General features: G+C 55.9%; 20 protein-coding genes and 1 tRNA gene. 18 read left to right on the top strand and 3 right to left on the bottom strand.

The features are described 5' to 3' along the window. Window positions 1-54: 54 nt before the first annotated feature. The 18 genes from MTP42_RS08185 (at window position 55) to MTP42_RS08105 (ending at window position 18,224) form a co-directional block, all read left to right on the top strand. Window positions 55-897 carry a transporter substrate-binding domain-containing protein gene (locus MTP42_RS08185; RefSeq protein WP_249257104.1) on the top strand — a complete coding sequence of 281 codons (843 nt, stop codon included), beginning with the start codon at window positions 55-57 and terminating at the stop codon, window positions 895-897. Between the two features lie 175 nt (window positions 898-1,072). Then, entirely contained in the window at window positions 1,073-1,711 is a 639-nt protein-coding gene (locus MTP42_RS08180) for an amino acid ABC transporter permease (protein WP_207697782.1), read from the top strand. 15 nt (window positions 1,712-1,726) lie between these two features. Further along, window positions 1,727-2,509 carry an amino acid ABC transporter ATP-binding protein gene (locus MTP42_RS08175; protein WP_249257103.1) on the top strand — a complete coding sequence of 261 codons (783 nt, stop codon included), beginning with the start codon at window positions 1,727-1,729 and terminating at the stop codon, window positions 2,507-2,509. A gap of 102 nt (window positions 2,510-2,611) precedes the next feature. After that, window positions 2,612-2,794 (top strand): antitoxin VbhA family protein, encoded by a 183-nt coding sequence (locus tag MTP42_RS08170; protein ID WP_035395000.1) that lies wholly within the window; start codon window positions 2,612-2,614, stop codon window positions 2,792-2,794. Window positions 2,795-2,797: 3 nt separating this feature from the next. Then, a complete protein-coding gene (locus MTP42_RS08165; protein ID WP_249257102.1) occupies window positions 2,798-3,394 on the top strand; it encodes a Fic/DOC family protein in 597 nt (198 codons plus the stop codon). Between the two features lie 97 nt (window positions 3,395-3,491). Continuing rightward, entirely contained in the window at window positions 3,492-3,620 is a 129-nt protein-coding gene (locus tag MTP42_RS14625) for a hypothetical protein (protein ID WP_256466559.1), read from the top strand. 151 nt (window positions 3,621-3,771) lie between these two features. Further along, window positions 3,772-5,127, top strand: coding sequence for an MATE family efflux transporter (locus tag MTP42_RS08160; RefSeq protein WP_097773769.1), 1,356 nt, complete (start codon window positions 3,772-3,774; stop codon window positions 5,125-5,127). A gap of 197 nt (window positions 5,128-5,324) precedes the next feature. Next, on the top strand, window positions 5,325-7,538 hold the full coding sequence (gene recD2 / locus MTP42_RS08155) for an SF1B family DNA helicase RecD2 (protein ID WP_249257101.1): 2,214 nt from the start codon (window positions 5,325-5,327) through the stop codon (window positions 7,536-7,538). A 186-nt stretch (window positions 7,539-7,724) separates the two neighbouring features. Next, entirely contained in the window at window positions 7,725-8,750 is a 1,026-nt protein-coding gene (locus tag MTP42_RS08150; RefSeq protein WP_005936170.1) for a rod shape-determining protein, read from the top strand. Window positions 8,751-8,915: 165 nt separating this feature from the next. After that, the gene (locus MTP42_RS08145; protein WP_097771767.1) at window positions 8,916-9,272 is read left to right on the top strand and encodes an OadG family transporter subunit; all 357 of its coding nucleotides are present in this window, start codon (window positions 8,916-8,918) and stop codon (window positions 9,270-9,272) included. Between the two features lie 15 nt (window positions 9,273-9,287). Continuing rightward, window positions 9,288-10,496, top strand: coding sequence for a sodium ion-translocating decarboxylase subunit beta (locus MTP42_RS08140; protein ID WP_156060954.1), 1,209 nt, complete (start codon window positions 9,288-9,290; stop codon window positions 10,494-10,496). A 122-nt stretch (window positions 10,497-10,618) separates the two neighbouring features. Continuing rightward, window positions 10,619-13,267, top strand: coding sequence for an ATP-dependent helicase (locus tag MTP42_RS08135; RefSeq protein ID WP_249257100.1), 2,649 nt, complete (start codon window positions 10,619-10,621; stop codon window positions 13,265-13,267). Between the two features lie 7 nt (window positions 13,268-13,274). Beyond that, window positions 13,275-14,054 (top strand): FAD-dependent thymidylate synthase, encoded by a 780-nt coding sequence (gene thyX / locus MTP42_RS08130; protein WP_005936154.1) that lies wholly within the window; start codon window positions 13,275-13,277, stop codon window positions 14,052-14,054. Further along, a complete protein-coding gene (locus MTP42_RS08125; protein WP_249257099.1) occupies window positions 14,051-14,719 on the top strand; it encodes a dTMP kinase in 669 nt (222 codons plus the stop codon). The genes thyX and MTP42_RS08125 overlap by 4 nt, the downstream gene beginning before the upstream one ends. 23 nt (window positions 14,720-14,742) lie before the next feature. Then, a complete protein-coding gene (locus tag MTP42_RS08120) occupies window positions 14,743-15,555 on the top strand; it encodes a GNAT family N-acetyltransferase (protein ID WP_249257098.1) in 813 nt (270 codons plus the stop codon). Window positions 15,556-15,568: 13 nt separating this feature from the next. Continuing rightward, a complete protein-coding gene (gene mltG / locus MTP42_RS08115) occupies window positions 15,569-16,699 on the top strand; it encodes an endolytic transglycosylase MltG (protein ID WP_249257097.1) in 1,131 nt (376 codons plus the stop codon). A 143-nt stretch (window positions 16,700-16,842) separates the two neighbouring features. After that, window positions 16,843-18,078: a peptidase U32 family protein gene (locus MTP42_RS08110; protein WP_249257096.1), complete on the top strand. Its 1,236-nt coding sequence runs from the start codon at window positions 16,843-16,845 to the stop codon at window positions 18,076-18,078. 72 nt (window positions 18,079-18,150) lie between these two features. Beyond that, window positions 18,151-18,224 (top strand) — tRNA-Ala (locus tag MTP42_RS08105). A gap of 556 nt (window positions 18,225-18,780) precedes the next feature. Here the strand turns inward: MTP42_RS08105 and MTP42_RS14620 are convergent. Genes MTP42_RS14620 through MTP42_RS08095 form a run of 3 tightly spaced genes read right to left on the bottom strand, consistent with a single transcriptional unit; the run spans window position 18,781 to window position 20,905 of the window. Beyond that, window positions 18,781-18,912 (bottom strand): hypothetical protein, encoded by a 132-nt coding sequence (locus MTP42_RS14620; RefSeq protein ID WP_255568881.1) that lies wholly within the window; start codon window positions 18,910-18,912, stop codon window positions 18,781-18,783. A 52-nt stretch (window positions 18,913-18,964) separates the two neighbouring features. Beyond that, on the bottom strand, window positions 18,965-19,642 hold the full coding sequence (locus MTP42_RS08100; protein ID WP_156065884.1) for a retron system putative HNH endonuclease: 678 nt from the start codon (window positions 19,640-19,642) through the stop codon (window positions 18,965-18,967). A gap of 9 nt (window positions 19,643-19,651) precedes the next feature. Further along, window positions 19,652-20,905, bottom strand: a complete 1,254-nt coding sequence (locus MTP42_RS08095) for an AAA family ATPase (protein WP_005936130.1) — start codon at window positions 20,903-20,905, stop codon at window positions 19,652-19,654. Window positions 20,906-20,985 lie beyond the last annotated feature (80 nt).

Here is a 20,985-nt window from a genome sequence, read left to right as displayed (position 1 = left end):
TATCATGGTAAAGCAATAAAACGAAGCTGCTTGCCACTGAGGGAGGAACCGTATATGAAACGTCTTGTATCCGCATTTCTGGCCGGTGCCATGGCACTGAGCCTTGCCGCCTGCGGCGGTGCCGCTTCCACTTCCACTGCCGCATCTGCTTCGGCCTCTGCTTCCGGCAGTGCTGCCGCTTCCCAGGCTGCAGGCAGCGATCTGGATTACATCAAGGGCAAGGGCAAGCTGGTCATTGGCTACACTGTTTACGAGCCCATGAACTACACCGATGCCGATGGCAACTTCACCGGTTTTGATACCGAGCTGGCCACTGCTGTCTGCGAAAAGCTGGGCGTGGAGCCGGAGTTTGTGGAGATCAACTGGGATACCAAGGTCGTGGAGCTGGATGCCAAGAGCATCGACTGCATCTGGAACGGCATGACCCTGACCGATGATATCATGCAGAACACCGCTACCACCAAGGCTTATGCAAAGAATGCACAGGTGGTCGTTGTGAAAGATGGCACCGATTATACCTCTACCGCTGATCTGGTGGGTAAGACCGTGGTCGCCGAGGCTGGTTCCGCCGGTGAGGCTGCCATTGAGGGAGACGAGAACCTGGCACAGGCTGATTACGTTTCCAAGAGCGTTCAGACCGACTGCCTGATGGAAGTTGCCGCAGGCACTGCCGATGCCGCTGTACTTGACCTGACCCTGGCCAATGCCATGATCGGTGAGGGCACTGACTATGCCGACCTGAAGATCGTGGACGAGCTGAACGCCGAGGAGTACGGCGTGGCATTCCGCAAGGGCAGTGATGCTGCCGCCGCTGTGGATGAGGCCTTTGATGCACTGAAGGCCGATGGCACTTTGCAGGCACTGGCCGATAAGTACGATCTGGCACTGGCTGACTGAATTTGTTGAACAACTCCTTCCGTCATCGCTATGCGATGCAACCTCCCTCGGTGAGGGAGGCTTTTTGTTGCCGATGCGTGAAAGGCTCCCGAGCAGAGGGGACTTTCACCGGCGGTGATGGAAGGGAAATATGGATTCTGAATAAAAAAGGTGTGTTTTTGTGTCTGTGATTCTTATGCGCCTGTCCGGCGCGTTCCTGCTCAATTGTGAGCTCTTTGCCCTGACACTGCTGTTTGCACTGCCGCTGGGGCTGGTGGTCTCGTTTGGCTCCATGAGCCGCTGCAAGCCGCTGGCCGAGCTGGTCAAGACCTTTGTCTGGATCATCCGCGGTACCCCGCTGATGCTGCAGATCATTGTGATCTATCTGGGCCCCGGCCTGCTGGGCATGAACAACCCCTGGCCCTCCGGCTCCGGCGGACGGATGGTGGCGGCGGTGGTGGCTTTTGCCATCAACTATGCCTGCTATTTTTCTGAGATCTACCGCGGCGGCATTGAAGCAGTGCCCAAGGGGCAGACTGAGGCCGGGCAGGTGCTTGGCATGACCAAAACACAGATCTTTTTCAAGGTGACCCTGCTTCAGGTCGTCAAGCGCATCCTGCCCCCCATGGGCAACGAGATCATCACGCTGGTCAAGGATACCTCGCTGGCAAACACCATTGCCAACAAGGAAATCATTATGATGGCCAAGGAGTACAGCGCAAAGGGCCTGATCTGGCCGCTGTTCTCCACCGCGCTCTTCTTCCTGGTGTTTGTGGGCGCACTGACCATCCTGTTCAACTGGGCTGAAAAAAAGCTCGATTATTTCCGCTGCTAAGGAGGCAGATAGATTATGGCGTTGCTCGAAGCTTCCGGTATCGGGAAAAATTTTGGCGAGACCCATGTGTTGAAGGACATCTCCCTGGATCTGGAGCAGGGGGAAGCGCTGGCGATCATCGGCTCGTCCGGTTCCGGCAAAACGACTCTGCTGCGCTGCCTGAACTTTCTGGAACGGCCTGACACGGGTGTGATCAAGGTGAACGGCGAGACCATGTGGGATGCCGCCGACCCTGCCACCCAGAAGGAAAGCGAGATCCGTAAAAAGCGGCTCCATTTCGGTCTGGTGTTCCAGAACTTCAACCTGTTCCCGCAGTACACGGCTTTACAGAATGTGATGCTGGCAGGAGAACTGCTGGCAAAGGAACGCCCGGAATATCAGGCAAACAAAAAGGCCATCCACGCGGAGCTGGAACAGCAGGCGAGAGAACTGCTGGCGCAGATGGGCCTTTCGGAGCGGGCCGGCCACTACCCGCATCAGCTCTCCGGCGGCCAGCAGCAGCGTGTGGCCATTGCCCGCGCGCTGGCGCTTCACCCGGATATCCTCTGCTTTGATGAGCCCACCAGCGCCCTTGACCCGGAGCTGACCGGCGAGGTGCTGAAGGTCCTGCGCGACCTTGCCGACCGCAAGACCACGATGATCATTGTCACCCATGAGATGCACTTTGCCCGCGATGTGGCCGACCGCATCCTGTTCATGGATGGCGGCGTGGTCGTGGAGGAGGGCCCGGCCAAACAGCTCATCGACCACCCCCAGGAAGAGCGTACCAGACAGTTCCTCGCACATTATTCAGAATGACCCGCCCCGCCCCGGAATGCAGAGATGCGCGCCGGGGCGGTTTTATCTCTTGCACTCTGTGGGTGTTTTTTGGTATACTGATAAAAACAGGGGGGCGGAAAAATGACAGTAGCACGGAAACGAGCACTTGCAAACGCAGTTGCATCGGCCCGGATGGAGGGGCTGGAGATCTCAGAGCAGGAAAAGAGAGACTGCCTGCGCTATCTGGATGGAAAAATCGACACTGCGACCCTTGTAAGAGAAGCATTGAAACGTCAGAAAAAGCAGGAGCTGTCCCGGAGGTGACGAATGCCTTATACCATCGAAGCGGCTCAGGACGGCTGCTATCCGGGAACGACAGTCCTGGTCAATAAATTTGATCTGCATACGCAAAAAGAGCTGAATGCAGTAGAATCGGTTCTGGTTACGGCCAAAACGATACAATGGTCAGAGAACCCCCGATGTGCAGCATTTGATTTTGAGCACTATAAAGCAATCCATCGACATTTATTCGGTGAGTTGTATGATTGGGCGGGACAGGTACGGATGGTCAACCTGTCCAAAAAAGGAACGCAGTTCTGCCCGGTGGAGGAAATCCCACGGGTGAGTGCGGCAATTTTTAAGCGTCTTGCGCAGAATAATCTTCTTTGTGGGCTTGCAAGAAATGATTTTATCGCTGCATTGGTGGATCTTTATCAACGAACCAACGAGCTGCACCCATTTCGGGAGGGCAATGGGCGGACACAGCGCGTCTTTTTGTCACAGTTAGCAGAAAATGCGGGGTATGATTTGGATTTCACTGCGGTAGATCCGGACGAATTGATGATCGCAACGATTTATGCGGCGCAGGGAATCGAAGCGCCGCTGCAACAGGCATTTGAGAAAATCGTCCAAAATGTGGAATGACCCGAACCGCCCCGGAATGCAGAGATGCACGCCGGGGCGGTTTTGCTGTACAGAGCAGGTTTGGGCTGCTCAGGACGAATATGGTGTGTCGGCTGCTATGGACATCACGGAGGATGATACGCCGCTGAGCATTCCGGATGAGGAGACCCCGCCTTCGGACAATGCCGGAACGGGTTTCTGGAGCATTCTGTTCCAGCTGCTGAAGCATCTGGCCGGGAAGCACTGAAAAATTTGAAAAAACCTCTTGAAAAATCATCGCAACCTGATATAATACCCACATGAACAAAAACGTCCTGTCCATTGCGCGGCAGGGCGTTTTTGTCGGAAAAAATTCGTGTGATAAGGTCTGTGATGCTTTCCCAAGGAGGAACGTGCGTATGACGAAAGATATGACGCAGGGCAGCCCGCTCAAGCTGATCCTTGCCTTTGCGGTGCCGCTGATGCTGGGCAGCCTGTTCCAGCAGTTCTATAATCTGGCGGATACCATCATCGTGGGCCGCTTTGTGGGCGTGGAAGCCCTGGCGGCAGTCGGCAGTGTGGGTGGTCTGAACTATCTGGTGCTGGGCTTTGTCAACGGCATTGCCTGCGGCTTCTCCATCCCCATCTCATGGACATTCGGTGCGAAAGACTATGTGGAGATGCGCCGCTACACCGCCAATGCCGTCTGGCTGAGTGTCTTTTTTGCTGCAGTGCTTACCGTGGTCACAGTGGCTATGACCCGTTCCATTCTGGTCTGGACCAATACCCCGGACAACATCATTGATCTGGCGGACATCTACATCCGCACCATCTTTATCGGCATCCCCTTCACCCTGCTGTATAACATGACCAGCGCCCTGATGCGCGCTTTGGGCGACAGCAAGCGGCCCCTGTACTTCCTGCTGGTGGCAAGCTTTCTGAACATCGGGCTGGATCTGCTCTGTATCATCGTCTTCAAGATGGGCGTGTTCGGTGCGGCGTTCGCCACCGTGTTCAGCCAGGCAGTGGCCGGTCTGGGCAGCCTGTGGTACATCCTCAAGCATTATAATGAGCTGCGCTGGAACAAAGAAGAAAGCCACCTGAGCAGACAGCACTGTGTCAAGCTGTGCGGCATGGGCATCCCCATGGGTCTGCAGTGCAGCATCACGGCCATCGGTTCCGTTGTGCTGCAGGGTGCAGTCAATGGTCTGGGCAGTGACATCGTGGCAGCACAGACTGCAGGCGGCAAGGCGGCACAGTTCCTGTCCGTCCCGCTGGAGAGTATTGGCACGGCTATGACCACCTACGCCAGCCAGAACATGGGTGCCCACGACCTGAACCGTGTGAACAAGGGCGTGAACACTGCCCTGGGCATCGGCTGTGTGTACAGTGTGGCATCCTTCCTGATCCTGCGCGTGCTGGATAAGGCGTTGATCGGCCTGTTCCTTGAGAGCAGCCAGACCGAGATCATGGCCAACGCCCAGAGCTTCATCTTCTGGAACAGCGTGTTCTATATCCCGCTGGCGGTCCTTATCATTTACCGCTACACCATTCAGGGTCTGGGTTATTCCAGCCTGGCCATGTTTGCCGGTGTGGCAGAGATGATCGCCCGTGCTCTGGTGGGCTTCCTGTTCGTGCCGCTGTGGGGCTATTTTGCCGCCTGCATTGCAAACCCGGTGGCCTGGTTCTTTGCCTGCTTCTTCCTGATCCCGGCGTATATCGTTGTGTTCCGGAAGCTGAAACAGGAAAAAGCAAGACCGCACGCAAACCTGTAAAAATTGAGCCGCTCTTTTGCGAAACCGCAGAAGGGCGGCTCTTTTGTTGCCTAGTAGGGGAGGCCTTGGCGAAGAGGGAAAGCCTCATGCAACGCCAAAGCTGAGAGGCTGTATAGAGCAGGGCCTGCCCAATTCCTTTACAAATAACACCAAAACGATTATACTATAAATAATTATGTCACAAGGGGGTGAGGAGCATGGAGCTTGAACAGATCGAGGGAACGGTGGAGGACATTATCTACGAGAACCCGGACAACGGCTACACGGTGTTTGAAATTTCCGGCGGCGGCACGGTCACCGTGGTGTGCGGGATCGTGGGCGAGCTCCATGCGGGCGAGAGCGTGGTCTGCCGCGGTAAATATGAGAACCACGCCACCTATGGCCGCCAGTTCCACGCCCAGGAGTGCGAGACCGATATGCCGAAGGATCTGGAAGCGGTATACGCCTTCCTTGCCAGCGGCTCCCTGCCTTATATCGGGGCGCGCACGGCCAATAAGATCATCGATAAATTCGGCGCGGCGGCGCTGGAGGTGATCGCCAACGACCCCGCCCAGCTCACCCTGATCCCCGGCATCTCGGCGGACAAAGCTGACCGCATCCAGCAGGAGTTCAAGCGGATGTTCGGAATGCGGGAACTGATCGCCTATCTGGCCCAGTTCGAGATCAGCCCCCGCCGCGCCATGGAGGTGTTTCGCGTCTTTGGCCCCAGTGCCATGCAGGCCATCTCTCAGAACCCTTATCTGCTCTGTGGGGAACCCCTGCAGCTGGATTTCCGCCATGCGGACAGCATTGCACAGTATTACCACATGGAAGGGGACTGCACCCAGCGGCTGGAAGCAGCGCTTCTGCGCACCCTGCGCCACAACGCGGGCAACGGTCACACCTGCCTGCCCCGTGCGCAGCTGCTGGACACGGCATCCCACTTCATCCAGCAGCCGCCCGAAAAGCTGGCCCGTGCGCTGGACCACTGCATTGAGACCGGGCAGCTTGGCGTAAAGATGCTGGAGGCGGCGCCGTATATCTATCTGCCTGACCTGCTGGAAGCAGAACAGGCCATTGCCGACCGGCTGGCCCTGCTGGCGAAGCGGGAAAAGCAGACGGTGCGGGACCTTGATAAAAACATTCAGGTGCTGGAGCTGACCCAGGGCTTTGCCTATGCGCCCCTGCAGCGGGAAGCCATCCGCAAGGCCATGACCGAAAACTGCCTTGTGCTGACCGGCGGCCCCGGCACCGGTAAGACCACTACGGTCAACGCCATCCTGCAGTTGCTGGAACATCAGGCAGACCGGGTGGCGCTTTGTGCTCCCACGGGCCGTGCGGCCAAACGGCTGAGTGAACTGACCGGCCGCAAGGCCTCTACCATCCACCGCCTGCTGGAGGTGGACTACTCCGGCGGCGTGGTCAGCTTTATCCACAATGACAAGAACCTGCTCAAATGCGATGTGGTCATTCTGGATGAGATGAGTATGGTGGATGTGAAGCTGTTTCAGGCGCTCATTGCAGCCCTGCGGTACAGCTGCCGCATTATTATGGTGGGCGATGCCGACCAGCTGCCCAGCGTGGGGCCCGGCAACATTCTGGGTGAGGTCATCCGCTCCGGGCTGGTGCCCACCGTCTGCCTGAACGAGATCTTCCGGCAGGCTAAACGCAGCCTTATTGTGGAGAACGCCCACCACATCATCAGCAGTGAGCCGCTGCAGAAGGGCGGTAAGACAGACGATTTCTTCTTTCTGGAATCGGACGGCGATGCGGCACAGAAACTGGTGTGCGATCTTGTTACCACCCGTCTGCCCCGGAGCTATGGGTTTGACCCTGTCCGGGATATTCAGGTGCTCTGCCCCACCAAGCTGGGACCCACCGGCACCCAGGCGCTGAATGTGGAGCTGCAGAACCTGCTCAACCCGGAGCAGAAGGGCAAACCCCAGCTCCAGAGCGCCTCCCGGGTGTTCCGGGTGGGCGATAAGGTGATGCAGGTGCGGAACAACTACGAGATCGTCTGGAACCGCATTGGCGGGGAGCAGGGCGTGGGAGCCTATAACGGTGATATCGGCATTGTGGAATCCATCAACATGCGCGACCGCTCCATGGTGGTGCGGATGGATGACCGCCGCCTGCTCTACCCGGCGGAAAACCTGAACGAGCTGGAGATCGCCTACGCCATCACGGTGCACAAGAGCCAGGGCAGCGAGTTCCCGGCGGTGGTGCTGCCGGTGGCGCAGGTGCCGCCAAGGCTCTGCTACCGCAACCTCTTCTACACCGGCGTGACCCGCGCCCGCAAATTGTGCATCGTGGCCGGGCGGCGGGATGTGGTGAACCGGATGATGTCCAATGTCCGGCAGAACCTGCGGTACAGCGGCCTGTGCGAATTGCTGAAAGAGAATCTGCCACCGGAACAGATGGCGGCAGAATAACCTCTCAGGCGCTTTGCGCCAGCTCCCCTAATAGGGGAGCCAGGCTGCTGACTTGCCTCTCCTACTAGGAGAGGTTTGGTCTATACTTTTTTACTGGCTTATGCTACAATATAAATTGATTTGATTTCCCGCCCGAACGGGCATTTACGATAGAAAACAGGGGAGCAGAGAAAGGAACGTTTCATTATGGCACAGAATGACATCGGCATCGATCTGGGCACAACGACCATTATCATTGCACAGGCAGGGCAGGGGGTCGTGCTCAACCAGCCCAGCGTGGTGGCAATGGATACCCGCAAGAACTCCGTGCTGGAGGTGGGCGACAAGGCCCTGGCCATGGTAGGCCGCACCCCCAACTATATTTCCGCCATTTTCCCGCTGAAGGACGGTGTCATCAGCGACCACACCATGACCCGGGAGCTGATCTGCCGGTTTGTGAATCAGGTGTACAGCTCCCACATGGTCAAGCCCCGGGTGGCTGTCTGCGTGCCCGCTGCCATCACCGGCATTGAGAGCGATGCCGTGGTGGAGGCTGTGATGGCCGCCGGTGCCCGTCAGGTCTACCTGATCGATGAGCCCATTGCCGCTGCACTGGGTTCCGGCATCGACATCACCCAGCCCGATGGCCGGATGATCATTGATATCGGCGGCGGCACCACCGATATCGCTGTCCTGTCTCTGGGTGGCAAGGTCAAGGCCACCAGTGTCCGCGTAGCGGGCAACCACTATGATGACGAGATCCTGAAGCATGTCCGCAACAAGTTCAGCATTGCCATCGGCCAGCGTACCGCAGAACAGCTGAAAAAGAACGTCGCCTGCTGCCCCCAGAAGGCTGATTTTGATGAGACGATGGAGGTGAAGGGCCGCAGCCTGCTGACCGGCCTTCCCATCAAGGTGAATGTTTCCACCAGCGACCTCTACGAGCCTGTGATGATGCTGAGTGAGCAGATCGGCACTGCCGCCCATCAGGTGCTGGAAAAGACCCCGCCCGAGCTGGCAGGCGATATCTTCCGCAATGGTGTGGTGCTGACCGGCGGCGGCGCACAGCTGCACGGCCTGCCCGAATACCTGAGCCAGGAGCTCAAGGTGGATGTGACCGTCTCGCCCGATCCCGTGAACTGCGTGGCATTGGGCACTGCTATGAGCCTGGGCCTGAACGATAAGCTGGAGACCGGCTTCCTGGATGCGACCCCCCGCATGGGCCGCCGTTAACCGGGGCCCTGACCCGGCTTGTTAAGAAATTGGAAAAGTTGCAACAAAATTTTGTTCATACTTGTTGAATCAGGTCGGGAAATATTGTATAATATTTTCAAATCGCTTTTTGCGCGCCGGGGCCTGCTCCGGAGTGCGGAGTAAATTATTATTAGGAGGAAGACCATGAATCTGGGTTCTGATGTGGTTATCACCATTACCGGTATCGTGCTGGTGTTTGCCATCCTCGTCCTGCTGATGCTCATCATCATGCTGGAAGGCAAGATCTTCGACGGTATGGCCGCCAAGAAGAAGGCAGCCAAGGAGCCTGCTGCTCCCAAGGCTGCCGCAAAGCCTGCTGCCCCCGTACAGCAGGCTGCTCCCGCCCCTGTGGTGGAGGAAGGCATCCCCGGCGATGTGGTTGCCGCAATTATGGCTGCCATCCATGCCATGGGCAATGGCAAGTACACCCTGAAGGCCGTGCGCCGTGCTGCAAATGGCTGGAGCAAGGCTGGTGTCAACGACACCACCGCACCTTTTTAACACAGGAGGAAAAACATGACACAGTTTATCGATACTCTGGTCGGTATTTTCCAGAGTTCCGGCTTTGCACGGTTCGGTGAGCCGGGCGGCTACCTCTACGCGATCATGATCTGCGTGGGCTGCTTCCTGCTGTACCTGGCCATCGTGAAGGAATTTGAGCCCCTGATCCTGCTGCCCATGGCATTCGGCATGATCCTTGCCAACCTGCCCGGCAGCGGCATTATCCATATGCAGTACTTCGTTGGTGATGGTCTTGAGCACCCGATGTGGGTCGAGATCCTGAACAACGGCGGTCTGGCCGATATGCTTTACATGGGTGTCAAGCTGGGCATTTACCCCCCGCTGATCTTCCTGGGCATCGGCACCATGACCGACTTCGCCCCCCTGATCTCCAACCCCAAGAGCCTGCTGCTGGGCGCTGCCGCTCAGTTCGGTATCTTTGGTACTTATATGGGCGCTCGTCTGCTGGCTGCTACCGGCATTGTGGACTTCACCCAGAAGCAGTCCGCTGCAATCTCCATCATCGGCGGTGCAGACGGCCCTACTGCCATCTTTGTTACCTCCCGTCTGGCACCTGAGCTGCTGGGCAGCATTGCCGTTGCGGCGTACAGCTACATGGCTCTGGTGCCCGTGATCCAGCCGCCCATTATGAAGGCGCTCACCACCAAGAAAGAGCGCACAGTCGTGATGAAGCAGCTGCGCACCGTGTCCAAGACCGAGAGGATCATCTTCCCCATCATGGTCACCATCATTGTTTCTCTGATCGTTCCCGATGCTGCCGTTCTGGTCGGTATGCTGATGCTGGGCAACCTGATGAAAGAGTCCGGTGTTGTGGATCGTATCCAGAAGACTGCCGGCAATGAACTGATGAACATCATCACCATTTTCCTGGCTCTGTCTGTTGGCTGCACCACCTCTGCAAACACCTTCCTGAACAGCCGCACCCTGTTCATCATTGTGCTGGGTCTGATCGCCTTCTCCTTTGGTACCGCTGCAGGCGTTCTGTGCGGCAAGGTGATGTACGCCCTGACCGGCGGTCAGGTCAACCCCCTGATCGGCTCTGCTGGTGTTTCCGCTGTTCCAATGGCCGCCCGTGTTTCTCAGAAGGTCGGCCAGAGCGAGAACCCCTCCAACTTCCTGCTGATGCACGCCATGGGCCCCAATGTCGCTGGCGTTATCGGTTCCGCAGTTGCTGCCGGTATCCTGATCAACATCTTCGGCTAAGCTTTATCTGAACACTGCCGCCCCTCCTGTGCTGTACAGGAAGGGCGGTTTTTTATGTACAACCCTCTTGAATTGTGATATACTTATAAAGTAAGTGATTTTATAGAAGAACAGGTGAAACAATGGCAGCAAGTCTCCAACAGGAATTCTGCGCTCTGCGCGATACCTATATTGAAAAGCAGTTTGGCCGCCTGAACGATATGCAGCGGCAGGCGGTGTTTACCACCGACGGCCCGCTGCTCATTCTGGCCGGTGCAGGCAGCGGCAAGACCACTGTTCTGGTCAACCGCATTGCAAACCTGATCCGGTTTGGCTCGGCCCACGGTTCCGGCTGGACCCCCCGTGAGGTGACCGAGGATGATGTCAAGGCCCTGAAAACGGCAATTATGACCGGCACCGATGCGCCCGCCTGGCTGGACGGGATGCTGCGGCAGAACGCTGTTCGCAGTTGGAACGTGATGGCCATCACCTTTACCAACAAGGCGGCAGGGGAGCTCAAGGAGCGCCTGCGCAATATGCTGGGCGGCGAAGAGGGGGACGAGGTGTTTGCCTCCACCTTCCACTCGGCCTGTGTGCGCATCCTGCGCCGCTGGGCAGAATCCATCGGCTACCCCCGCAGCTTTACCATCTATGATACCGATGACTCCCAGCGCGTGATGAAGGCGGTCTATAAGGAACTGAGCATCGACGATAAGTTCTTCCCGATCAAGAGCGCCATCAACCAGATGAGCCGCTGGAAGGACCAGCTGGTCAGCCCGGAGGAGGCGCTGCGCACCCCGGCCCGGGACACCAAGGGAGCCATTGCCGCCAAAGTCTACGCCGCCTACGAGAAAAAGCTCAGGGAGGCAGGAGCCTTCGACTTCGACGACCTGATCTACCAGACCGTGCAGCTGCTGGCGGAACACGAGGATGTGCGGGAGTTCTACCAGAACAAGTACCGCTACCTGCTGGTGGACGAGTATCAGGATACCAGTGTGGCCCAGTTCCGGCTGGTCAGCCTGCTCACCGGCCCGGAAAAGAATATCTGCGTTGTCGGTGACGATGACCAGAGCATCTACCGTTTCCGCGGTGCCACCATTGAGAACATTCTGAACTTTGAGCGCATCTTCCCCGGCACCAAGACCATCCGTCTGGAGCAGAATTACCGCTCCACCTCCAATATCCTGAATGCTGCCAACTGCGTCATCCAGCACAACACCGAGCGCAAGGGCAAGACCCTGTGGACCCGGAACGACGAGGGCGACAAGGTGCAGGTCTACACTGCCGAGAATGAGCAGGACGAAGCCATGCACATTGCGGATGTCATCGGTGAGCACCTGAAAGAGGGCGGGCATCTGGCGGACCATGCGGTGCTCTACCGCATGAATGCCCAGTCGGCCCCCATCGAAAGCTACTTTACCCGCGCGGGCATTCCCCATAAGATCGTGGGCGGCCAGCGCTTCAATGACCGCAAAGAGGTCAAGGACATCCACTCCTATATGTCCATCGTGGCGAACGCCCGGGATGATGTGCGCCTGCGCCGCATCATCAACGAGCCTGCCCGGAAGATCGGCAACACCACCGTCGATGTGATCGCTGACCTTGCCGCCCAGCAGGGGATCAGTATGCTGGAAGTCATCTCCCACGCGGATGCATACGCCAAACTCAGCCGTGCCATCATGCCGCTGCTGAAATTCTGGCAGATCTACGAAAAACTGCAGGAATCGCTGGAAACCAGGACACTGGACGAATTTGCCCAGGATGTCATTGAGGTGACCGGCTACAAGGCCATGCTGGAAGCCGATGCGGCCAAGGGCCACGAGGATGCGGCAGACCGCCTGCAGAACCTGGGCCAGCTGGTCAACAACGTCAAAAACTACTGCGATCAGCACGGCGAGGAGGCCTCACTGGAAGGCTATCTGGAGGATATCGCCCTCATCAGCGACATTGACAGCTACAACGAGAGTGCCGATCAGGTGGTTCTGATGACCATCCACTCTGCAAAGGGTCTGGAATTTCCCTATGTTTTCCTCATTGGCATGGAGGAGGGCGTGTTCCCCAGCGAGATGAGCAAATACTCCGAGGCAGATCTGGAGGAAGAGCGCCGTCTGGCCTATGTCGGCATCACCCGCGCCAAGAAGGAGCTGTATATCTCCAACAGCGTCTCCCGGATGCTCTACGGCCGCACCCAGCGCAACGAGCCCAGCCGCTTCCTGCGCGAGATCGAGCCGGAGTATATAGAAGAGACCCGCAGCCCGGCGTTGGAACGCCGTTCTTCCATGGGCTGGGGTTCCAGTTACAGTGATACCGTTCCCGGTGGGGCCTCGGGCTACTCCGGCGCGTCCGGCTGGGGCCGCAATTCCAGCAGCTTCGGCGGCCGCACCGGCGGCAGCTACCTCAACCGTGAATACAATGCCTCTGAGCGCGGCGGCTTCGGCTCCGGTTATGCAGGCCGTGGCTGCAGTGCTTCCGGGTTTGGCAGCGGAGGCAGCGCCCCGCGCACGTCTGGCTCCTCCGGTTTTGGTGTGGGCTATGGCCGCCCCGCGGCCCCCAAGGCAGCATCCAAACCCGTGAGCTTTCCGGGGAGCCCGGCAGCTTCCCGCCCGGCATCCACCGGCCCAAAGCATTACGAGGTGGGCGACATTGTGGAGCACAAGGTCTTTGGCCGGGGCAGGGTGCTGGCGGTCAAGGCCGCTGCCGGAGACCAGATCGTGGAGATCAACTTTGAAAAGGTCGGCGTGAAGAAAACCATGGCAAATTTTGCGCCGCTGACGAAAATCACGGAGGAATGAGAAAACTATGATGACCGTTCGATTGATCGCACATACCCCGGAACCGGAAAAGGTGGTTGCGGCAGCGGCCAAGCTCTGCTACTCCGATGCCCATATCACCGACCTGCTGGACGGCCTGACTGAGGAGAAAACGGCCAAGTTCCTGACTATGCTCAGCGACTTGGGCCATGCCAGCCCCATTGAACATGCCAGCTTCACCTTTGGCATTGAGGGCGTGAGCCGCACCCTGCTGGCCCAGATCACCCGGCACCGCATCGCATCCTTCAGTGTCCAGAGCCAGCGGTATGTCCGGCTGGACGACTTCCACTATGTCATCCCGCCGGAGATCGAGGCCATCCCTGAGGCAAAGGCAGCCTTTCTTGAGAGCATGGATGAGGATGCGAAGCGCTACCTGGACCTTGCAAAAAAGCTGGAGGACGGCCACACTGCCCGCCTGATGGCGGAGGGGATGCCCGAAAAGCAGGCCCGCGCCAAGGCCTCCAAACAGGCCAATGAGGATGCCCGCTTTGTGCTACCCAACGCCTGCGAGACGAAGATGGTCGTGACCATGAACGCCCGCAGTCTGCAGAATTTCTTCCATCTGCGCTGCTGCTCCCGTGCTCAGTGGGAGATCCGTCAGCTGGCTGAGGAGATGTTCCGGCTGGTCTACCCGGTGGCACCCCATATCTTTGCCAAGGCCGGCCCGGCCTGTGTCAGCGGCCCCTGCCCCGAGGGTAAAATGTGCTGCGGCAGAACTGCCGAAGTCCGCGCAAAGTATGAGGCCATCAAGCAGGAGGCTGGTGTATGAGCAAAGGCAAGCTGATCGTTCTGGAAGGGCTGGACGGCAGCGGCAAGGGCACGCAGGCCAAGCTGCTGGCAAAGCACCTGACGGTGACGGATCATCTGGTGAGAGAGATCACCTTCCCGGATTATGGCAGTGATTCCAGTGCGCTGGTCAAGATGTATCTGGCCGGGCAGTTCGGCGACAAGCCTGACGATGTCAACGCCTACGCGGCATCCAGCTTTTATGCGGTGGACCGCTATGCGGGGTATAAGTCGGATTGGGGCAAGTTCTACGAGGAAGGCGGCATCCTGATCGCTGACCGCTACACCACCTCCAATGCCGTGCATCAGTGCTCGAAGCTCCCTCCGGAGCAGTGGGACACATTCCTGCAGTGGCTTTTTGACTATGAATACCACCTGCTGGGCCTGCCCGCGCCCGACAAGGTGATCTATCTGCAGGTTGACCCGGCGGTGAGCCAGCGGCTGATGACTGCCCGCTACCATGGCGACGAGACCAAGAAGGATGTCCATGAAAAGGACACCGAATATCTGGCCCGCAGCCGCCGGGCGGCAGAATACTGCGCCGCTCACCTCGGCTGGGATACCGTCCACTGCACGGCAGGGGAGAAGATGCGAAGCATTGAGGATATTCAGGAAGAGGTCAGAACTCTTGCTCTCGCTGTTATTTGAAACAAAAGGAGGCATCCTATATCATGTACCGTTTGATGCAGCCGTCCGATTGGGCGGAGGTGCTGGCCCTGTGGCAGGCCCAGCGCGGCGACACGGAGGAGTTTGTCCGTGGCGCTGTGGAGCGCTTTGCCGGGGTGCAGAATGTCTACGTCGCGGAGGAAAACGACCACATTGAGGCTGTGGCACTGGCTGTGCCAGTGAACCTGCAGGGCCGCCCGGGCAGCTATCTGTTCGGTCTGTGCGGGCAGGGCAGCCTGCTTCTTGCGGGCCTGGTGGATACCCTGTGCGCCCAGCAGAAACTGCGGGGCGCAGGCTTTGTGGTGGCAGTGCCCGCCAGCCCGGAACACTCAACGCTGCTGCAGGATAAAGGCTTCCAGAAAGCCTTTGCCCTGCGCTGCCTGCCCCGGGAGGTGGAGCGCAACCTGTGGAGCCAGGCGGAATTCGATTCCGTGACGGCGAAAAAACTCTGCGAGCTGCGGGCAAAATACTGGCCCGACACCGTTCAGCTGCCGCCGGAGCAGATGGGGGAAATTCTGCGGGACCTGTATTCCCGTGGTGCGACCATCGTGTCCAGTGAGCAGGGCTACGGCATTTATTTCCGCAGGGAGGATACCCTTTACTTTGTGGAGATGATGGCGGAAAATGACCGTGCTGCCGAGGTGCTGATGGAAGCCGCCCGGGAGAAAGAGGTCATTGTGGAAAAGGCTGTCATCACGGTGGGAGCTGCCCAGAATCTGTTCCTGGGCGAAGGAACCCGGCAGGAGTATGGCCTCATCCGCTTTGAAGGAGAACCTTTTGATGTTTCGGAGAGCTACATGCGCCTGATGATGGATTGAAAGGAACGTGGATATGGCAGAGAAACACCAGAAAAAGAAAAAAGGCAGTGCGCTGAAGATCCTGTTGGTCGTGCTGTTGCTGCTGGTACTGACAGTCGGTGCAGCAGGCGTGTTTGCGTATAACGAGATCAACGGCAATGGAGGAAAGCCCGGTGCAGAGGTGACCGTCAGCATCCCCCAGGGCAGTGGCGTTGCTGCCATCGCAAAGGAGCTGAAGGAGGCTGGAGTGATCCGTTCGGCCTATCTGTTCCGCTGGTATGTGGGGCACAAGGGTGCCGCCGGAAAACTGCAGTACGGTGATTTTACGCTGCAAACCGGCGGATATTCCTACGATGGCCTGATCGCAGAGCTGTCCACGTATGCCAAGGCGGATTCGGTGCGTCTGACCTTCCCGGAGGGAACCACTGCCATTGCCATTGCCCGGAAAATGGAGGAAGCCGGTCTGTGTACTGCCGAGGAGTTTTTGGAAGAAGCCAACACCGGAGATTTCAGCGAGTACACCTTCTGGCAGTATGTCCCGGACGATGCCCCCGACCGCTTTATGAAGTGTGAGGGCTACCTCTTTCCGGATACCTATGAGTTTTTGACGGACGATACTGTGCATCATTACGTTGCAACGTTCTATGCACACTTCGATAAACAGTTCACAGCTGAGATGTACAGGGAACTGGAAAAGCAGGAGCTGACCCTGCCCGAGGTCATTACACTGGCCTCTTTTGTGCAGGAGGAAGCGGGCAACGATCAGGATTCCAATGTGGCGCAGGTGTTCCGCAACCGTCTGGCCGAGGGTTCGCCCTACCCCAAGCTCCAGAGCAATACCTCCAGCTATGTCCAGAGCGATGAGGACAACAACTACCTCTGGAACTGGGTGGCTCCGTATTATGGCGGCTGGGAGAAGATCCCCGAGAACATCCGGAATGCCTACGATACCTACACCTGCACCGGCCTGCCCGCCGGGCCCATCTCGAACCCGGGCCTTGCCGCAATCCAGGCTGCTCTGGCACCTCAGTGTGATGAGGAAGTCAAGGACTGCTATTTCTTTGTTACGGATCTTTCCGGTCACTACTATTACGCCAAGACCTATGCTGAACATCAGGCCAACTGCCGGAAAGCGGCTGAAGTCAATCAGAGTTTGAAGAAGTAAGTCTCTCTCAGTCGGCTTCGCTGACAGCTCTCCCAAGGGGAGTGCCAACTGCGGCTCCGGAGTCAGGTTTGCAGAAACCGATCCGGTGAGGCGGCATCGCGTCAGCGATGACAGAGAGGGTGTTAAAAAGAGAGGACGATTTTATGTTACAGATCCCGGAACTGCTGGCCCCGGCAGGCGACTTGGAGCGCCTGCGTTATGCCATCAACTATGGAGCAGACGCTGTTTATTGCAGCCTGCCGGAGTTCGGTATGCGGTCGGCTCCTGCCAATTTTACGCCGGAGCAGCTGACCGAGGGTGTGATCTATGCCCATGCCCGCGGCCGCAAGGTCTATCTGACCATGAACACGCTGCCCACCAATGAGGAAGCTGATCGCCTGCCCGAAGCCATCAAAGCTGCTGCTGCCGCCGGTGTGGATGCCTTTATCGTGGCCGATCTGGGCGTGCTGGAAGCCTGTAAGCAGTTCGCCCCGGAGATCGATGTCCACATGTCCACCCAGACCGGCATCACCAACTGGGCCGCTGCGCGTGCCGCTTACAACATGGGTGCAAAGCGTGTGGTGCTGGCCCGTGAGATGAGCCTGCAGGATATCGCCACCCTGCGCGATAAGACCCCGCCGGAGCTGGAGATCGAGGCGTTTGTCCACGGAGCCATGTGCATGAGCATCTCGGGCCGGTGCCTGCTCTCCAATTACATGGCAGGCCGGGATGCCAACCGGGGCCAGTGCGCTCAGCCCTGCCGCTGGAAGTATTACCTGAGTGAGGAGACCCGCCCGGGCCAGCTGTATGAGATCGGTGAAAATGAGAACGGCAGCTATATCCTCAATGCAAACGATCTGTGCACCGCTCCCTTCATCGACCTCATCTGCAAGGCAGGTGTGGACAGCCTGAAGATCGAGGGCCGCGCCAAGACGTTCTACTATGTCGCCAGCGTCACCGCCGCCTACCGCAAGGCTCTGGATCAGTATCTGGCCGAACCGCTCAACGATAACTTTGAGCTGAGCGATGACGTTCTGGCCGAGCTGACCCGTACCAGCCACCGGCACTACTCCCCGGGCTTCTACTTTGGCCGCGAGCAGGCCCGTCAGGCAACCGACAGCGCTACTTATATCCGTGAGTGGGAGTTTGTGGGCACTGTGGAAAGCTGGGAGAATGGTGTTGCCTCCTGCCAGCAGCGCGGCAAATGGAGCCTTGGGGATACGTTGGAGGTGCTCTGCCCGGATGGGCGCAGCATCCCGCTGCACCCGGAGTGGATCAAAAACGAGGCAGGGGAGAGCGTGGAATCCACCCCCCACGCCATGGAAAAGTACACCATCCCCACCCCGGAGCTGCCCCCTATGAGTCTGCTTCGCCGGAAGGTAGAAACTCTTGACAAATGATTCCAGAAGCAGTAAAATAATAAAGTCAAAATGAACGATGTCCTCTGGCTCTAGTGGTCAGAGGACAGTTAAGGGCTCGTAGCTCAGTTGGGATGAGCGTTCGGTTCGCATCCGAAAGGTCGAGGGTTCGACTCCCTTCGAGTCCATACAGCAGAAAACCGCTCTGTCGTAGCTATACGGCAGGGCGGTTTTCTTGTTTGCAGTTCTATGAGACGGTGAAGATTATTCTGACTGATCTGGAGCCGGTTCAAAGGTGGAAAATTACTGCTCTTCAAACCTTGAAAGTGCTAGAAATCAAGGTTTCATGCGGGTTAATGCCGTGATACATTCGCAATGGCTCGACACCTGCAAATTGATGTCATAATCGTACATTTTCAGGCTTCGTTCTTGGGAACAATGCGATGTGGGTGTGAGGGAAAGGGGAGGAAAGAGCAGATTGAGCGGTCGTTCTGGGGAACAGAGGAACATTACACAGTGTCATGGTTGATTACATAAACAGTGCTGCGAGAAGCACCTTCCTTATTTAGCCACCGATCATCTACCATTTTAATCAAAAGGTTTCGTGCGCGACGCTGCCCGATGTTTAACAAAGTAGCAGCTTGGGTAGTTGTAATGGATGGGTTTTCGAGGACATAGTTGTAAATTTGCCGCTTTTGTTCATTTGTCGGCACTTTCTCGGCACTGCTCATTGTTTGTCGGCACTCACATATGCTGAGGAATGTCCTGAGCAGCACTGGCGGCATTCAGTTGGTTATGATAGATATTGATACGCAAATCAACTTCACCGCCGATAAATTCTGGATCTCGAAGACCATAGGCTTTGACTTTTCCCATGATGCACGGAATACCACTGCCCCAATGCTCAATAAGAGATGTAAGAGGTATACTATTGGGTATGGCGAGTAAGCCAATCCAAAATAATACCAACGTATGGCATTTTGGGGGATTCCTGTTGATATTTTTCTAACTCCCGTCGGCAAGATTCTTTAATATCGCCGGTGGGATGTTTGGCGACAAAGACCCGAAGGTATGCAGTTAAGGCGGCCTTTCTGTTTTCCGGGATGCGTCTTTCTGAGCAGTTTAGATTGAGAGTATCACAGAGGTCTTTCTTAATAGCATCGTCAGAGGCAGTTATTTCGCCATTGGATAGATATTTGAGAGAAGATAATGTATCTGATTTTAATGGATTGACGCTTAAAGGAGCATTTTTGCGATGTGCATCGCAGGATTTTTCTTTGTCATTGTGAGCATCACGATTTCCATTACATACAGCAAGCATGTTCCGATAATCTAAGGCTTTCTCTTCAGAAGTGGCACTCTGTGGGTCAATATGCTCAATCGTTGCTTTCTTTCCTTTTTCTGGAATTCGACACATGCAATAAGCACAAATACACCCTTGTTCCTGAATTAGACGATTCAGAACTATAGTATAAACATCGATGGGAGTTCCATCGGAATTACTTTTTCCTGAGGGAGCACCATGCATATCTCGGTAGGATGCATTAGGCTGTTGTTTGTATTTCGTAAGCTCTACAGGCTCAATACCTTTATTGATTTTAATCATAGTTAATCCTCAGCGATTCTCCAAATCGAAACGAACTTCACACTCTGTCAACTTTGGATCGTTGGGATCAACAGTTTCTTTCAGATACTGAAGAATTTTAGATGCTTCTTCAAGGTTACATTCGATGGCGCTATCGAATGCTTCAAATGCTCTTACAACATTTTCGGGACGCTCAGTGGTATGCATTACGCTATGCAGAATTCCGTTGGTATCCCATCCATGCACATTATAGGGTTTAACGATTACATCGTCATTTTCCTGCTTCAGACCGAAAAGATTGTAACTGTCATCTACTTCGCTTATTACTTGAGGAGAATGCGTTGTGATGATAAATTGAATGTTCGGAAAAGTACTTTTTAATGCACCGAGAATTTTTCGCTGCCAAGAAGGGTGCATATGAAGTTCAATCTCATCGATGAGTACAATACCTTCTCCCTCAAGTGGATTGCTGCGAGAAGGGTTAGCCAGAGCAATACGACGAGCTAAGTCACCAAAGAGAGCGAGGGTACATTTCTCACCATCAGAAAGATTATCAACGCGCATTTCTAGACCATTCTTCTTGACTGTCATGCGCAGGGGACTACGTTTAACTTTTAGGTCGGAGACATTATCCAACATAGAACAGACAGCTGTGCGGACACACCCTAAAGAAACATCCTCATAATCGAAATTTTTGGTTTCTGTTTTTGTTTCGTTTTCGATGTCTTCCTGATTGCGAAACCACTCAAAAAAGGAACGAAAATCCAATTCATTCTCGCTGGCTCGCTCTAAAGCTGCCAGCTGCGAAAATTCATGATTGGTACGAATTCTAAGAGGAATGTCAAGGACGGAACGATTGGTTCCATAATTGACGAAAATGGGCATATTGTTTTCTGATCCCTCAGAGAGATAAGTTGCTGTAAATTTTTCAACAAAAGAATCGTATAAATCCTTGTATGGAATTACTCGTGGAGCTTTTCCGGGCTTGGCTTTAATATAATCTTTTCTTAAAGACAAGGTTTCACCAGCCAGGCTGAAATCAGCACCAAGGTTCATCATTCCAAAGCCAGCATGAACAGATTCTGTATTTAAGGAGCGGAAAGCAATTCCCTGAGTGTTGCTTAAACGGTTCAAAACTGGCCACATTAAATAATTAATGGCTGTCAGAACGGTTGATTTGCCAGCACCGTTTACACCGAAAAGGACGGTGCTTTTTCCCAGCAAATCAAATTGATGTTCTCTATAGCCCTTGAAGTCATGCACATAGAGGCTTGTGAGTTTCATAGGAAATCCTCCTTGTAATGGTAATTCAATATTACCATGGGTAGGCCAAAAATTCAACAAAAAGAAGTAGAGGAATTACA

The organism is Faecalibacterium sp. I2-3-92, assembly GCF_023347315.1.
Taxonomy (GTDB): Bacteria; Bacillota; Clostridia; order Oscillospirales; family Ruminococcaceae; genus Faecalibacterium; species Faecalibacterium duncaniae.
This window is presented reverse-complemented; position numbering and strand designations above follow the sequence as displayed.

What these genes read in the sequence shown, in the direction of transcription:
- MTP42_RS08185 (WP_249257104.1), top strand. Translation starts at nt 55, where the DNA reads ATGAAACGTCTTGTATCCGCATTTCTGGCCGGTGCCATGGCACTGAGC.
- MTP42_RS08180 (WP_207697782.1), top strand. Translation starts at nt 1,073, where the DNA reads ATGCGCCTGTCCGGCGCGTTCCTGCTCAATTGTGAGCTCTTTGCCCTG.
- MTP42_RS08175 (WP_249257103.1), top strand. Translation starts at nt 1,727, where the DNA reads ATGGCGTTGCTCGAAGCTTCCGGTATCGGGAAAAATTTTGGCGAGACC.
- MTP42_RS08170 (WP_035395000.1), top strand. Translation starts at nt 2,612, where the DNA reads ATGACAGTAGCACGGAAACGAGCACTTGCAAACGCAGTTGCATCGGCC.
- MTP42_RS08165 (WP_249257102.1), top strand. Translation starts at nt 2,798, where the DNA reads ATGCCTTATACCATCGAAGCGGCTCAGGACGGCTGCTATCCGGGAACG.
- MTP42_RS14625 (WP_256466559.1), top strand. Translation starts at nt 3,492, where the DNA reads ATGGACATCACGGAGGATGATACGCCGCTGAGCATTCCGGATGAGGAG.
- MTP42_RS08160 (WP_097773769.1), top strand. Translation starts at nt 3,772, where the DNA reads ATGACGAAAGATATGACGCAGGGCAGCCCGCTCAAGCTGATCCTTGCC.
- recD2 (WP_249257101.1), top strand. Translation starts at nt 5,325, where the DNA reads ATGGAGCTTGAACAGATCGAGGGAACGGTGGAGGACATTATCTACGAG.
- MTP42_RS08150 (WP_005936170.1), top strand. Translation starts at nt 7,725, where the DNA reads ATGGCACAGAATGACATCGGCATCGATCTGGGCACAACGACCATTATC.
- MTP42_RS08145 (WP_097771767.1), top strand. Translation starts at nt 8,916, where the DNA reads ATGAATCTGGGTTCTGATGTGGTTATCACCATTACCGGTATCGTGCTG.
- MTP42_RS08140 (WP_156060954.1), top strand. Translation starts at nt 9,288, where the DNA reads ATGACACAGTTTATCGATACTCTGGTCGGTATTTTCCAGAGTTCCGGC.
- MTP42_RS08135 (WP_249257100.1), top strand. Translation starts at nt 10,619, where the DNA reads ATGGCAGCAAGTCTCCAACAGGAATTCTGCGCTCTGCGCGATACCTAT.
- thyX (WP_005936154.1), top strand. Translation starts at nt 13,275, where the DNA reads ATGATGACCGTTCGATTGATCGCACATACCCCGGAACCGGAAAAGGTG.
- MTP42_RS08125 (WP_249257099.1), top strand. Translation starts at nt 14,051, where the DNA reads ATGAGCAAAGGCAAGCTGATCGTTCTGGAAGGGCTGGACGGCAGCGGC.
- MTP42_RS08120 (WP_249257098.1), top strand. Translation starts at nt 14,743, where the DNA reads ATGTACCGTTTGATGCAGCCGTCCGATTGGGCGGAGGTGCTGGCCCTG.
- mltG (WP_249257097.1), top strand. Translation starts at nt 15,569, where the DNA reads ATGGCAGAGAAACACCAGAAAAAGAAAAAAGGCAGTGCGCTGAAGATC.
- MTP42_RS08110 (WP_249257096.1), top strand. Translation starts at nt 16,843, where the DNA reads ATGTTACAGATCCCGGAACTGCTGGCCCCGGCAGGCGACTTGGAGCGC.
- MTP42_RS14620 (WP_255568881.1), bottom strand. Translation starts at nt 18,912, where the DNA reads ATGGGAAAAGTCAAAGCCTATGGTCTTCGAGATCCAGAATTTATCGGC.
- MTP42_RS08100 (WP_156065884.1), bottom strand. Translation starts at nt 19,642, where the DNA reads ATGATTAAAATCAATAAAGGTATTGAGCCTGTAGAGCTTACGAAATAC.
- MTP42_RS08095 (WP_005936130.1), bottom strand. Translation starts at nt 20,905, where the DNA reads ATGAAACTCACAAGCCTCTATGTGCATGACTTCAAGGGCTATAGAGAA.